This is a genomic window from Atlantibacter subterraneus, from assembly GCF_007570865.1.
Lineage (GTDB): Bacteria > Pseudomonadota > Gammaproteobacteria > Enterobacterales > Enterobacteriaceae > Atlantibacter > Atlantibacter subterraneus.
Genome location: NZ_VLPS01000007.1, coordinates 256343 through 269510, shown reverse-complemented (window position 1 = coordinate 269510; position 13168 = coordinate 256343). Strand labels below are relative to the sequence as shown.

The 13168-nt window shown below is 58.1% G+C and carries 14 protein-coding genes; 9 read left to right on the top strand and 5 right to left on the bottom strand.

What is annotated here, in order from left to right; genetic code table 11:
• Positions 1 to 69: 69 nt before the first annotated feature.
• Positions 70 to 2502 (bottom strand): ATP-dependent helicase HrpB, encoded by a 2433-nt coding sequence (hrpB, locus tag FND52_RS14575; RefSeq protein WP_144131523.1) that lies wholly within the window; start codon positions 2500 to 2502, stop codon positions 70 to 72.
• 87 nt (positions 2503 to 2589) lie between these two features.
• On the opposite strand from hrpB, the gene thpR reads away from it, so the two are divergent.
• From thpR to panD, 9 genes are all read left to right on the top strand, one after another.
• Entirely contained in the window at positions 2590 to 3117 is a 528-nt protein-coding gene (thpR, locus tag FND52_RS14570) for an RNA 2',3'-cyclic phosphodiesterase (RefSeq protein WP_125293625.1), read from the top strand.
• Between the two features lie 12 nt (positions 3118 to 3129).
• Positions 3130 to 3834 carry a DNA/RNA nuclease SfsA gene (sfsA, locus tag FND52_RS14565; RefSeq protein ID WP_125293626.1) on the top strand — a complete coding sequence of 235 codons (705 nt, stop codon included), beginning with the start codon at positions 3130 to 3132 and terminating at the stop codon, positions 3832 to 3834.
• A 178-nt stretch (positions 3835 to 4012) separates the two neighbouring features.
• Positions 4013 to 4468 carry an RNA polymerase-binding protein DksA gene (dksA, locus tag FND52_RS14560; protein ID WP_002436912.1) on the top strand — a complete coding sequence of 152 codons (456 nt, stop codon included), beginning with the start codon at positions 4013 to 4015 and terminating at the stop codon, positions 4466 to 4468.
• A gap of 59 nt (positions 4469 to 4527) precedes the next feature.
• Entirely contained in the window at positions 4528 to 5409 is an 882-nt protein-coding gene (gluQRS, locus tag FND52_RS14555; protein WP_144131521.1) for a tRNA glutamyl-Q(34) synthetase GluQRS, read from the top strand.
• 55 nt (positions 5410 to 5464) lie between these two features.
• The gene (gene pcnB / locus FND52_RS14550) at positions 5465 to 6862 is read left to right on the top strand and encodes a polynucleotide adenylyltransferase PcnB (RefSeq protein ID WP_208737509.1); all 1398 of its coding nucleotides are present in this window, start codon (positions 5465 to 5467) and stop codon (positions 6860 to 6862) included.
• Entirely contained in the window at positions 6859 to 7338 is a 480-nt protein-coding gene (gene folK / locus FND52_RS14545; RefSeq protein ID WP_125293629.1) for a 2-amino-4-hydroxy-6-hydroxymethyldihydropteridine diphosphokinase, read from the top strand. The genes pcnB and folK overlap by 4 nt, the downstream gene beginning before the upstream one ends.
• An 81-nt stretch (positions 7339 to 7419) precedes the next feature.
• Entirely contained in the window at positions 7420 to 8214 is a 795-nt protein-coding gene (gene panB, locus FND52_RS14540) for a 3-methyl-2-oxobutanoate hydroxymethyltransferase (RefSeq protein WP_125293630.1), read from the top strand.
• A gap of 14 nt (positions 8215 to 8228) precedes the next feature.
• Positions 8229 to 9080, top strand: coding sequence for a pantoate--beta-alanine ligase (gene panC, locus FND52_RS14535; RefSeq protein ID WP_144131517.1), 852 nt, complete (start codon positions 8229 to 8231; stop codon positions 9078 to 9080).
• A gap of 108 nt (positions 9081 to 9188) precedes the next feature.
• Positions 9189 to 9569 (top strand): aspartate 1-decarboxylase, encoded by a 381-nt coding sequence (panD, locus tag FND52_RS14530; protein WP_002436899.1) that lies wholly within the window; start codon positions 9189 to 9191, stop codon positions 9567 to 9569.
• A gap of 27 nt (positions 9570 to 9596) precedes the next feature.
• On the opposite strand, the gene FND52_RS14525 is transcribed toward panD, so the two are convergent.
• From FND52_RS14525 to FND52_RS14510, 4 genes are all read right to left on the bottom strand, one after another.
• Positions 9597 to 10811, bottom strand: coding sequence for a polysaccharide deacetylase family protein (locus tag FND52_RS14525; protein ID WP_244290576.1), 1215 nt, complete (start codon positions 10809 to 10811; stop codon positions 9597 to 9599).
• Between the two features lie 109 nt (positions 10812 to 10920).
• Positions 10921 to 11352 carry a PTS sugar transporter subunit IIA gene (locus FND52_RS14520; RefSeq protein ID WP_144131515.1) on the bottom strand — a complete coding sequence of 144 codons (432 nt, stop codon included), beginning with the start codon at positions 11350 to 11352 and terminating at the stop codon, positions 10921 to 10923.
• Positions 11353 to 11474: 122 nt separating this feature from the next.
• Positions 11475 to 12245, bottom strand: coding sequence for an ABC transporter permease (locus FND52_RS14515; RefSeq protein WP_125293634.1), 771 nt, complete (start codon positions 12243 to 12245; stop codon positions 11475 to 11477).
• Complete coding sequence (locus FND52_RS14510) at positions 12242 to 13168, bottom strand: ABC transporter ATP-binding protein (RefSeq protein WP_125293635.1); 927 nt, start codon at positions 13166 to 13168, stop codon at positions 12242 to 12244. The genes FND52_RS14515 and FND52_RS14510 overlap by 4 nt, the downstream gene beginning before the upstream one ends.

The following is a 13168-nucleotide window of genomic DNA, read 5'->3' as shown; positions in this document are numbered from 1 at the left end:
CGAGGGCCTGATTCTTGGTTCTTTCACGTCGCCGCGAAAGAAGAAATCTCTCAAAAGTACCGCATCTGTTTACGACTGATGCTTTTTGGTGCGCCGCGTCGGCAACGCGCTGGCAGGGTCGTCCGGCCAGACGTGTTTTGGATAACGCCCCTTCATCTCTTTTTGTACTTCCCGGTACGATCCTTTCCAGAACGCGCTCAAATCACGGGTGATTTGCAGCGGGCGCTGGGCGGGCGACAGCAGCTCCAGCGTCAGCGGAATACGCCCTTCGGCAATCGCTGGCGTTGCTGCCTCGCCGAACATTTCCTGCATCCGCACCGCCAGCGCCGGTGGATTTTCCTGATGATAGCGCACGGCTATCCGGCTTCCGGTGGGCACAGTGTAATGAGTTGGCAACGCACTATCCAGACGTTGGCGCTGCGACCACTCAAGCAGATTGCCGAGCGCCGCGCTTAAATCGACGTTCTGCAAGGCGCGCAGCGAATGCACGCCGCCGAGTTGCGGCAGCAGCCAGCGCTCAAGTGTAGCCAAAAGTGCCGAATCTGAAACATCCGGCCAGGGATATTCTGGTAGCCATTGCGCGGCGCAGTGTAAGCGTAGCCGCAATTGCTCGGCTTGCGGGCTCCAGTTCAGCACCGCCAGCCCTTTTTCACGAATGCCGTTGAGCAACGCCTGATGTAACTCTTCTTCCGACGGACGTGCCAGCAGCTGGTTTTTTACTACCAATTGGCCGATTTGCTGGCGGCGAAACGCTTTCAGCGTCCCCTGCGCTTCGTCCCACTCCACGCTGTCCTGCTGGCGCAGCAGCTGCGGGCTCCGGGCGATCAGCGCGTCAATATCCAGCGCCAGCGCCTGCAAAATGCGCGCGTCTGGTGAATGGCTGCCCTGTAACAGCAGCGGCGCGATCAGCCATTCGTGGCGGGTCAGCGCATCGTCAGGGTCGAGACGCGCCCCCATGCCGTTGGCGAGCTGGTAACGTCCGTCCAGCCCGCGCCGCCGGGCGATGCGGTCGCTAAACGCGATAGCGAGCAGGTGCGGTGCAAGCGTGATATCCCGCGCGCCGCCCCGGCTATCCATGCGCTTCAGCAGCTGTTGGCTACGGCTCTGCCAGTTTTGCTGGCTGCGCGAAAACAGGCTGGCTAAATCGCTGCTGCCGGTGCGCGGCGGCTCTTCGAGCAGCGCGGCAAGCCAGGCGGCGGTGGCTTTCTCATCGGCGGATTCCGCCGCCGCCAGCATCGCCGCCAGCCGGGGATCGTTGCCGAATTTCGCCATCTGCTGGCCGCGCGCGGTTAATCGCCCTTCCTTTATTGCGCCTAACTGTTCGAGTAACGCGCGGGCGGCGGCGAGATTGACGTCGGGCGGCGTGTCCAGCCAGTTTAGCTGCGCCACATCCTGGCAGCCCCACTGCAACAACTCCAGCCACAATCCGCTGAGATCGCTTTGCAGGATTTCCGGGTCCGCCTGAGCGGCAGCGCGCTCGCCCTGCTCTTTGGCGGTGAGATGCAGGCAGATGCCCGGCTCCAGCCGTCCGGCGCGACCGGCGCGCTGGATCATCGACGCCTGGCTGACCCGCTGAGTGATGAGCCGCGTCAGGCCGCTGCGCGGATCAAAGCGCGCCACCCGCTCCAGGGTGCTGTCCACCACCAGGCGAATCCCTTCGATGGTTAGACTGGTTTCGGCGATATTGGTCGCCAGCACCACTTTGCGTAACCCGGCGGGCGCGGGGAGGATCGCTTTACGCTGCTCGCTCAGCGGCAGCGCGCCGTACAGCGGGCACAGCAGTACATCGCGCGCAACGCGTTCAGCAAGCTGTTCCTGCACCCGCTGGATTTCGGACTCGCCGGGCAAAAACAGCAGCAACGAGCCGGCTTCTTCGCGCAGCAGCTGCGCCGTGGCCGCGGCAATCGCCTCTTCGCTACGCAACTGGCTGGGTAACGGCTGCCAGCGCCGCTCCACCGGGAATGCGCGCCCCTGCGACGCCACCACCGGCGCACCGGGAAGCAGCGCTTCCAGACGGGCATTGTCGAGGGTGGCGGACATAATCAGCAGTTTAAGATCGTCGCGCAGCCCCTGCTGCACGTCCAGCAGCAGCGCCAGCGCCAGATCGGCCTGTAGACTACGCTCGTGAAATTCATCAAGGATCACCAGACTGATGCCGGTCAGCTCCGGGTCCTGCTGGATCAGGCGCGTCAAAATCCCTTCGGTCACCACTTCAAGACGCGTTTTCGGCCCGACGCAGGTTTCACCGCGCATCCGGTAGCCCACGGTCTCGCCAGGCGCTTCATCAAGCAACTCCGCCAGCCGCTGGGCGACATTGCGCGCCGCCAGACGCCGGGGCTCGAGCAGGAGAATTTTGCCGTTGAGATGCGCCGCCTTCAGCAGCTGTAGCGGTAGCCAGGTGGATTTGCCCGCGCCGGTGGGGGCACTGAGCAGCACCTGCGGGGCGGATTGCAGGGCATCGAGCAGACGGGGTAAAACGGCGGCGACCGGCAATGAGGACACAGCGAGCTCCCTGGGGTTCACATCAAAAGGGTTAACATTAAAACGGGCGCATTGTAGCATCCCCACAAACCATTACCGAGAACTGCCATGTCTGAGCCCAAACGGCTATTTTTTGCCCTTGAGATACCCGCGCCGATCCAACAGCAGGTGATCCAGTGGCGCGCCGCGCAGTTCGCCCCGGAGGCGGGCCGCCCCATCGCGGCGGCGAATCTTCATCTGACGCTGGCATTTTTAGGCGAAATCAGCGACCAAAAACAACAAACGCTGATGACGCTGGCCGGGCGGATTCAGCAGCCTGCGTTTACCCTGACGCTGGACGATGCCGGGCACTGGCCGCGCTCGCGGGTGGTGTGGCTGGGTAGCCGCCAGCCGCCGCGCGGGTTATTGCAGTTGGCGAATCTATTGCGCGCCCAGGCCGCGCGTAGCGGCTGTTATCAAAGCCCGCAGCCGTTTCATCCGCACGTGACGCTGCTGCGTAACGCCGCGCATCAGGTCGCTATCCCCGCGCCAGGCTTTCACTGGACCTTTCCGGTGACGGAATTTGTGCTTTACTCATCGCAGTTCAGCCAGGGACGCACTCAATACCAGCCGCTGGCGCGCTGGTCGCTGGAATAAAAAGGACCGATTATGGAGTTTTCTCCCCCGTTGCAGCCCGCCACGCTGATTAAGCGTTACAAACGATTTCTGGCCGATGTGGTGACGCCCGAAGGCGCGCTGCTGACGCTACACTGCCCGAATACCGGCGCGATGACCGGCTGCGCCACGCCCGGCGATACGGTCTGGTATTCCACATCGCCCAATCTGACGCGTAAGTATCCGCACACCTGGGAGCTTACCCAGACTCAGCAGGGGCATTTCATCTGCGTCAACACCCTGCGCGCCAACCAACTGGTGAAAGAGGCGATCCAGGAAAATCAGCTGGGGGAATTTTCTGAATATCCCACGGTCTTAAGCGAAGTTAAGTACGGCGCAGAGCGCAGCCGTATTGATTTCATGTTACAGGCAGGTTGCAAGGTTAACTGCTATATTGAAGTGAAATCAGTGACGTTATCGGATAATTCGCAAGGGTATTTTCCCGACGCCGTGACGGTGCGGGGTCAAAAGCACCTGCGTGAATTGATGAGTGTGGTGGAGAACGGCGAACGCGCCGTCCTGTTATTCGCCGTATTGCATTCGGCGATTGAGCGGGTCTCTCCGGCGCGCCACATCGACCCCCGATACGCAATGTTGCTCAGTGAAGCACAGCAAAAAGGGGTGGAAATCGTTGCCTGGAAGGCGACGTTAACCGCCGAGAAAATGCAATTAACGATACCCGTACCGGTCTGTTTGTAATGCCGGTTAACCGTTTGAGTCATTATTGTTTCAGGCGCATGCGCAAATACGCTTTTCCTCACAGGGTTGTCAAGTGTAACGTTTATACAATTGCTATCCCGAAAAGCTTCTGCTATTTATAGCGGCCTGATTTTTCCCCCGACAAGGGGATCGATAGTGCGTGTTAAGGAGAAGCAACATGCAAGAAGGGCAAAAACGTAAAACATCGTCCCTGAGTATTCTCGCCATCGCTGGGGTGGAGCCGTATCAAGAGAAGCCGGGCGAAGAGTATATGAATGAAGCCCAGCTGGCACACTTCAAGCGCATTCTTGAAGCATGGCGTAATCAACTTAGGGATGAAGTCGATCGCACCGTTACGCATATGCAGGATGAAGCGGCTAACTTCCCGGATCCGGTCGATCGTGCCGCCCAGGAAGAAGAGTTCAGCCTCGAACTGCGTAACCGCGACCGTGAGCGTAAACTGATCAAGAAAATCGAGAAGACTCTCAAAAAAGTGGAAGACGAAGACTTCGGCTTCTGCGAATCATGTGGAGTGGAAATCGGCATTCGTCGTCTTGAAGCACGTCCGACCGCGGACCTGTGCATCGACTGCAAGACGCTGGCTGAAATCCGCGAAAAACAGATGGCTGGCTAAGCACAGCCCCTATCCATTAATAACAAAGGCGGGTCTCTCCCGCCTTGTTTTTTAGCGCTATGTCCACAGCTTATATCGGGCGTTTTGCCCCTTCTCCTTCTGGTGAACTCCACTTCGGCTCGCTGATCGCCGCGCTGGGCAGCTATTTGCAGGCCCGCGCGCAACACGGCGTGTGGCTGGTGCGTATCGAAGATATCGACCCGCCGCGCGAAGTGCCCGGCGCTGCCGACACCATTTTACGCCAGCTTGAACATTACGGCCTGCACTGGGACGGCGAGGTGCTGTACCAGTCCGCGCGCCATGATGCCTACCGCGAGGCGCTGGCCTGGCTGCGCGAACATCAGCGCAGCTATTACTGCACCTGCACCCGCAGCCGCATTCAGCAGATCGGCGGGATTTACGACGGCCACTGCCGCGACCTGCAACACGGCCCGGAGAACGCCGCCGTGCGGTTACGCCAGACCCAGCCGGTGATGAGTTTTACCGACCGGCTGCGCGGCGAGATTGTCGCCGACCCGGCGCTGGCGCGGGAGGATTTCATTATTCATCGCCGCGACGGGCTGTTCGCTTATAACCTGGCGGTGGTGGTGGACGATCATTTCCAGGGCGTTAGCGAAATCGTACGCGGCGCGGATTTGATTGAGCCCACGGTGCGCCAGGTGTCGCTGTATCATCAGTTCGGCTGGCAGCCGCCCGCCTGGTTCCATCTGCCGCTGGCGCTCAACGCCGACGGCAATAAACTGTCGAAACAGAACCACGCTCCTGCCCTGCCGCAGGGCGATCCAAAACCGATGCTGGTTGCCGCTTTGCAGTTTTTGAACCAGCCTGTAACAGAGCACTGGCGGGATTTATCTACCGAGGCGCTACTGCGCGAAGCGGCGATTAACTGGTCTCCCCAACGCATACCCGTGAATCCAGCATTCTCAAATGCGTTGCGCTGAGCTATGATTAGCCGCTATTTTTTGTCCAGAGTCTGACACACTACCGAGGTGCACCATTTTTACCCGAGTCGCTAATTTTTGCCGCAAGGTGTTAAATCGCGAGGAAAGCGAGGTTGACGATATCGTCAGCCAGCCCACCATTACCGTCATCCCGCGCGAACAGCACGCTATTTCCCGCAAAGATATCAGTGAAAACGCCCTCAAGGTGATGTACCGCCTGAATAAAGCGGGCTATGAAGCGTGGCTGGTCGGCGGTGGCGTGCGCGATCTGTTGCTGGGCAAAAAACCCAAAGATTTCGACGTGACCACCAACGCCACGCCGGATCAGGTCCGCAAACTGTTCCGCAACTGCCGCCTGGTGGGCCGCCGTTTCCGCCTGGCGCACGTGATGTTCGGCCCGGAAATTATCGAAGTGGCGACCTTTCGCGGCCATCATGAAGAAAATGTCAGCGATCGCGCCATTTCCCAACGCGGCCAGAATGGCATGCTGCTGCGCGACAACATTTTCGGCTCCATCGAAGAAGACGCCCAGCGCCGTGATTTCACCATCAACAGCCTGTATTACAGCGTGGCGGATTTTACCGTGCGCGATTACGTCGGCGGGTTGCAGGACTTAAAGCTCGGCATCATCCGTCTGATTGGCGATCCGGAAACCCGCTACCGTGAAGATCCGGTGCGCATGCTGCGCGCGGTGCGTTTCGCCGCCCGTCTGGATATGCAGATTAGCCCGGAAACCGGCGAACCGATCCCGCGCCTGGCGACGCTGTTAAACGATGTGCCGCCCGCGCGCCTGTTTGAAGAGGCGTTAAAGCTGTTGCAGATGGGCTACGGCTACAACACCTATCTGCTGCTGCGCGAGTATTCGCTGTTCCAGCCGCTGTTCCCGACCATCACCCGTTTCTTTACCGAACAGGGCGACAGCCCAATGGAGCGCATCATCGCGCAGGTGCTGAAGAACACCGATACCCGCATTCACAACGATATGCGCGTTAACCCGGCGTTCCTGTTCGCCGCGCTGTTCTGGTATCCGCAAATTGAAACCGCACAAAAAATCGCCCAGGAAAGCGGCCTGAGCTGGAACGACGCTTTCGCGCTGGCGATGAACGATGTGCTTGATGAAGCTTGCCGTTCGCTGGCGATCCCGAAACGCATCACCGCGCTAATCCGCGATATCTGGCAGCTGCAGCTGCGCATGTCGCGTCGTCAGGGTAAACGCGCCTGGAAGCTGATGGAGCATCCAAAATTCCGCGCCGCCTACGACCTGCTGGAACTGCGCGCTGAAGCGGAAAACAACGCCGAATTGCAGCGTCTGGCCCGCTGGTGGGGCGAGTTCCAGGTTTCCGCGCCGCCTGCCCAGAAAGATATGCTTAACGATCTGGATGATGAACCGGCGGCACGCCGCCGTCCTCGCCGCCCACGCCGTCGTGCGCCGCGCCGTGAGGGCAATGCGTGACCCGCGTTTATCTGGCTATCGGCAGCAACCTTGCGTCCCCGCTTGAACAAGTGAATGCTGCCCTGGCGGCGCTGGCTGAGATCCCCGAAAGCCAGCTCGTCGCGGTTTCCGACTTTTATCGCACCCCGCCGCTCGGCCCGCAGGACCAGCCTGATTATCTCAACGCCGCGGTGGCGCTGGAGACCGCGCTGGCCCCGGAAGCGCTGCTGGATCACACTCAGCGCATCGAGCTACAGCAGGGGCGCGAGCGCAAAGCCCACCGCTGGGGGCCGCGTACGCTTGATCTGGATATCATGCTGTTTGGCGAAATGCAGATCGACACCCCCCGCCTGACCGTTCCCCATTACGACATGAAAAATCGCGCCTTTATGCTGTTGCCGCTGGCGCAAATCGCCCCGGATTTACGCTTCCCGGACGGTGATAAACTGTCCGATCTGCTGGCAAATCTTGATCCTTCCGGCATTTCCCGCTGGTAATTGTCTGCCCCTTGTTCCCTGGCTACTCAGCCTGAAAACTATCGTTTACACTGTTCGCCATTTTCAGTTCAGGGGACAGCCATGAAACCAACCACCATTGCCCAGCTCTTACGTCTCAAGGCCAGCGGCCAGAAATTCGCCACCATCACGGCTTATGATTTTAGCTTCGCAAAACTGTTTGCCGACGAAGGCATTGGCGTAATGCTGGTAGGCGACTCGCTGGGAATGACGGTACAGGGGCATGATTCCACCCTGCCCGTCACCGTTGACGATATTGCCTATCACACCCGCGCAGTACGCCGCGGCGCGCCGAACTGCCTGCTGCTGGCCGACCTGCCGTTTATGGCCTACGCCACGCCGGAACAGACCTTCGCCAACGCCAGCGTAGTGATGCGCGCCGGGGCCAACATGGTGAAAATCGAAGGAGGCCGTTGGTTAGTGGATACCGTGCGGATGCTGACCGAACGCGCCGTGCCGGTGTGCGGCCATCTGGGCCTGACGCCGCAGTCGGTGAATATCTTTGGCGGCTATAAAGTGCAGGGCCGCGATGAAGCCGCCGCGCAAACGCTGCTGGACGACGCGCTGGCGCTGGAAGCCGCCGGAGCGCAGCTGCTGGTGCTGGAGTGCGTGCCGGTTGAGCTGGCGCAGCGCGTCACCGAGGCGTTACGCATCCCGGTGATCGGCATCGGCGCGGGCAACGTGACCGACGGGCAAATCCTGGTCATGCACGACGCCTTCGGCATCACCGGCGGCCATATCCCGAAATTTGCGAAAAATTTCCTTGCCGACGCGGGCGACATGCGTGCCGCCGTGCGCCAGTATATTACTGAGGTCGAGTCCGGGGTTTATCCGGGCGAAGAACACAGTTTCCACTGACAGGAGTATGGGTTGTGCTGATTATTGAAACCGTATTGATGCTGCGCCAGCAGATTCGCCGTCTGCGCCTTGAAGGCAAACGGATTGCGCTGGTGCCGACGATGGGAAACCTTCATGACGGTCATATGAAGCTGGTTGATGAAGCGAAAGCGCGCGCCGATGTGGTGGTGGTCAGTATTTTCGTTAATCCGATGCAGTTCGATCGCCCGGACGATCTGGCGCGCTATCCGCGTACCCTGCAGGAAGATTGCGAAAAGCTGAACCGCCGTGGCGTGGAGTTCGTCTTTTCTCCGACGCCGGAAGAAGTCTACCCGCGCGGCATGGGCGAACAAACCTATGTTGACGTGCCGGGTATCTCCACCATCCTGGAAGGCGCAAGCCGTCCGGGGCATTTCCGCGGCGTCTCCACCGTGGTCAGCAAGCTGTTTAACCTGGTGCAGCCGGATATCGCCTGCTTCGGCGAGAAGGATTACCAGCAGCTGGCGCTGATCCGAAAAATGGTCGCCGATATGAGCTACGACATCGAAATTGTCGGCGTGCCGACCGTGCGGGCCAAAGACGGCCTGGCGCTTAGCTCGCGCAATGGCTATCTCACCAGCGATCAGCGTAAAATCGCGCCGGGGCTGAGCAAAGTGATGAACGGCATCGGCGAAAAACTAAAGGCTGGCGAGCGCAACGTGGAAGAGATTCTGGCAGCCGCCGCGCTGGAGCTGAACGAAAAAGGCTTTCGCAGTGATGAATTACAGATCCGCGATGCCGATACCCTGCTGGAGCTGACGCCGCAAAGCCAGCGCGCCGTGGTGCTAATGGCGGCATGGCTCGGCCAGGCGCGTTTGATTGATAATCTGACGGTCGACCTGGCGTAACGGAGCGGGGATAGACAGCGATTATAAAACGGGCAATACTGCCCGGGTAAAATTCCTGGAGCGGGGATGCCCCGCTCTGACAGTGTTGGTGTTAACAGGGTTAAATTTATGATTCGTACAATGTTGCAGGGCAAACTGCATCGCGTCAAAGTGACTCAGGCAGACTTGCACTATGAAGGTTCCTGCGCCATTGATCAGGATTTTCTTGAAGCAGCTGGCATTCTGGAATACGAAGCCATCGATATTTATAACGTGACCAACGGTAAGCGTTTTTCTACCTACGCCATTTCCGGTGAGCGCGGTTCGAAAATCATTTCCGTTAACGGGGCGGCGGCGCACTGCGCCGATGTGGGCGATATTTTAATTATCGCCAGCTACGTCACCATGCCGGATGAGCAGGCCCGCAGCTGGCAGCCAAAAGTGGCGTACTTTGACGGCGACAACGAGATGAAACGCACCGCCAAAGCGGTTCCGGTTCAGGTCGCCTGATTTTTTCGCGCCCGTTCGCGGGCGCTATTACCCCTGCGGCTGATTACTGATCGTCCGCGCCATATCCTCCAGCGAATCGGTTCTCAGAATATACAGCCGCTTCAGCAAATACGGGTTGTCCCCCGGCTTCACCTTCCCTTTCACCGTGGTTACCGCTAACTGAAACCCCGCGTCATGGGCCGCTTTAACCGCCTTCTGGTCGTAACCGCCAAACGGATACGAAAGATACAGCACGTGCGGATTGAACTGCGCCAGCGCCCGGCGCGAACGCTCAAAATCAAACAGGATATTGTGATAGCTGCGGCTTAGCAGGATCGGATGGCGCAGGCCGTCGATGCGATGCAAAAAGTGGGTATGGGACTGCACATCAAACACGTCCTGGATGGATTGCAGCTCGGAGATGCTCATAAACTGCAGGGATTTTGGGTCCCATTTTTGCGGATGCCGCTTGATGCGTGAAGAAATAATAAACGCCGTGGCGCTAAAGCCGTACTGCTTCAGCACCGGATACGCGTAGCGTGATACCGACTTCAGGCCATCGTCAAAGGTAATCGCCACCGCGCGGGCGGGCAAATTGATCCGGTTCTTTACGTAGCCTTCCAACTGATACAGGGAAAGCGTGGTGTAGCCCATATCGCGCAGCCAGGTCATCTGGTTGCTGAAGGCGCGTACCGAGGTGGTGGTAGAGGTATGGCGAAAACGGGTGTTCTCTTCATCGCGCAGAATATGGTGATAAGTCAGCACCGGAATGCCGTTATCTTCCTGCGCCTCCAGGCTGCTGACCCATGCCAGCCGGTTGCCGATGCGGATCTGGAACCAGGTCTGGTTAAGCCGGTCTTTAAGTTTGGAAATAATCGGATAGCGCAGGTTCTCGGCCAGCACGCCCAGCGGTTCGCTTTTATTGTCGGGTTCGTTATACAGCGTGACGGCCTGCCAGGTAAGCAGGTTCTGGTTGCTGAGCGGCTTATTGAGATCGCCCAGCCGGTCCTGAATCCGCGGTTTGCCCTGCGTCGGTTTGAGGTGCCGCTTATCAATAAACCCGGTACCAAACCCAAAGCTAAATTCATAGTAATCGGCTGCGGTCGGCACCACCGCCAGCACCTGGCCCTGTTCAATTCGGCCCACGGAGATGACACGGTTGCCAATATGCGCCCAGATAGCTGCGTCTTCCGTGGTCTGCATATAGCGCGGCGGATTAAAGGTCGGATTAACCAGGATCGCTCCGGCCGGTGCGGTAAACATCAGCACAAAGCAAAAAATAAGGCGTGTCAGCATAGGGGATCGCAGCGGCAAAAGAATTTGCGCTTATTTTGACAAAAAGTGCCTTTTACACCAAGCGGTAAACCGTCTGTCAGGCGTGGTGCAGTAACACAAACGGCGGATTTTTTTGTTGCTGGTGCCAGAGACTACTGACGCTCTCGCCACCGCGCTCGACGATGGTATGGCGGAACGCGCGGCTGCTTAAGCAAAAGCGCAGCGGATAAAGCTCGGTAAGAAGATTGAGAGTTACACCGGAAATCACTTCACAATTATCGTGTTTGTGGCTCATCAACGCGGCTACCCGATACGGCGCGCCACCGTTGCAGTCGGTAAGAAAAATTACGCCGTCTCCGGAATCTGCATGGTGCAGCGCATCGCACATCATACGGCTGAGCATATTGGTGCCGATGCCGTGCCAGTAATTCACCACCCGGCACTGGGGAATATGACCAAAGCGTTTTTCCAGTTGTTCCATTATGCATTGCGCCTTGTCGTCATGACAGGCGATGACCCATCCCAGCATTCGCAGCTCCTTATCCAAAGGGGGTAGTTTAGCGAAGTGACGAACCGCTGTTGTGATACGAATCATGGGAAAATAAAAGGCCCTCATATGAAGGCCTCGTTTTACGATAAAAAGTTACGCGTTTATGTGCGCAAGCCGCGTCCGCGCTGGATTAAATACCAGCAGAGAAGATAAAACGCGAGGATAAACACCACCAGCACGCCCAGGGTGAAGCCGAGCGGCACATCGTTAATGCCCAGGAAGCCGTAGCGGAACCCGCTGATCATATACACAATGGGGTTGAGGTGTGACAGCGCCTGCCAGAACGGCGGCAGCAGCGTCAGGGAATAGAACACCCCGCCCAGATAGGTTAGCGGCGTTAGCACGAAGGTGGGGATCAGGCTGATGTCATCAAAAGTGGTGGCGAACACGGCGTTCAGCAGCCCGGCTAACGAGAACAGGATCGCGGTAAACAGCAGCGTAATGCCGACAAACAACCATGAATGCACCTGAAACGGCACAAAAAACAGCGAAATCGCGGTCACCAGGATGCCAACACATAATCCGCGCGCCACGCCGCCGCCGACATAACCAATAATGATCACATGGGTCGGCACCGGTGCCACCAGCAGCTCTTCAATATTGCGCTGGAATTTGGCGCTAAAAAACGACGACGCCACGTTGGCGTAAGCGTTGGTGATCACCGCCATCATAATCAGCCCCGGCACGATAAATTGCATATAGGTAAAGCCATGCATTTCGCCGATGCGCGAGCCAATCAGGTTACCGAAAATAATAAAATAGAGCGTCATGGTGATGACGGGCGGAACCAGGGTCTGGATCCAGATGCGCATAAAACGGTGGATCTCTTTGGTCCAGATACTTTTCAGCGCCACCCAATACAGCTGCATCATGCGTGGTCTCCTTGCTTTTCGTTCACCAGAGTCACGAACAACTCTTCCAGGCGGTTGGCTTTATTACGCATACTCAGGATCTGAATACCCTGTGCGGTCAGTTGGTTAAAGACGCTGTTAATGCCCTGCTCGCGCAGCACTTCCACTTCCAGCGTCGAGGTGTCCACCAGGCGATACTGATAGCCTTCCAGCTTCGGCAGCGGGCTGCGCGGCGCTAAATCGAGAATAAACGTCTCTGATTTCAGCTTGGACAACAGTGACTTCATTGAGGTGTTTTCCACCAGCTCACCGCGCTGGATAATGCCGATATTGCGGCACAGCATTTCCGCCTCTTCCAGATAGTGGGTGGTGAGAATGATGGTGGTGCCTTTGTCGTTGAGATCCTTCAGGAATCCCCACATTGAGCGGCGCAGCTCGATGTCCACCCCGGCGGTCGGTTCGTCGAGGATCAGCAGTTTCGGCTCGTGCATCAGGGCACGGGCGATCATCAACCGACGTTTCATCCCACCGGACAGCATCCGCGCACGTTCGTTGCGTTTTTCCCACAGATCGAGCTGGTTGAGGTATTTTTCGCTGCGTTCAATCGCATCTTTGCGCTCGACGCCGTAGTAGCCCGCCTGGTTGACAACGATCTGCTGCACCGTCTCGAACGGGTTGAAGTTGAACTCCTGCGGCACCAGGCCCAGCTGGCGCTTGGCGTTGACCACGTCTTTTTCGAGGTCATAACCAAACACCCTCACGCGGCCTGACGTCTTGTTCACCAGCGAACTCACTATCCCTATAGTGGTAGATTTACCGGCACCGTTCGGCCCGAGCAGGGCGTAGAAATCCCCCGCCTCTACCTGTAAGTCGATGCCGCGTAAGGCTTTCACGCCGCCGGGATAGGTTTTTTTTAATCCTTCCAGTTCCAATGCAATTGTCAT